We start from the raw sequence: 657 nt of genomic DNA on the forward strand, positions 1-657 counted from the left end.
AGTTATGATTATACCTGACCAAAATCTCAATTAAATGACTACGGTTTCCATTCCTTAAACCGTTTGAATTACTAACTGTGGTAACTCAAATAGAAAAGCCACTAAAATTGAGATACAGTTCAATTCTAGTGGCCTTTTTATTTAAAAATCGTTATATTCTTCTAAGTCGTCATCATCTAATGAACCAGATATATTCTCTAGATCTGCGACTTTTCCTTCTTTCAGTTGGGGAACCTTTGAAGGCTCTTCTTCTTTGAAGGAATCGCTGTCTACAAAACCTGTTGTTTGGGCTAATGCCTTTAAATCAGCTAGTTCATTCTTGATATGTTCAAACATTTCGTAGGTTTTTTTGTCTTCCATTGCTTTTCTTCCATTAGATGAATCATCTAGATCATGTAGAATTAAAGATGAAATATAATCCCCTAACTTACGCGATTTAGCATATGTAGCCAGTTTATTGTACACTTCATCACTCAATCGATTTGTCTTAATGGTAAACGCATTTTGGCGTTCTGACATCCTTATCACCTACGTTGTTAGGATTTAATGGCTTTTTTTTCTGCTGCTTGCTTCTTCTGAACGTAACCAATACTACGAATTTCCAAGCCAAATAAATTTAAGTGACGGCTATCTTGGGGAACCTTATGATACTTGTCC

At 35.0% G+C, this 657-nt stretch carries 1 protein-coding gene; it reads right to left on the reverse strand.

Features of this window, described 5'->3' with window-relative positions; all coding sequences use genetic code 11:
• Positions 1–141: 141 nt before the first annotated feature.
• On the reverse strand, positions 142–519 hold the full coding sequence (locus tag OK414_RS29750; protein WP_047933780.1) for a hypothetical protein: 378 nt from the start codon (positions 517–519) through the stop codon (positions 142–144).
• Positions 520–657: the final 138 nt, after the last annotated feature.

The organism is Priestia sp. JV24 (assembly GCF_025910025.1).
GTDB classification, from domain to species: domain Bacteria; phylum Bacillota; class Bacilli; order Bacillales; family Bacillaceae_H; genus Priestia; species Priestia megaterium.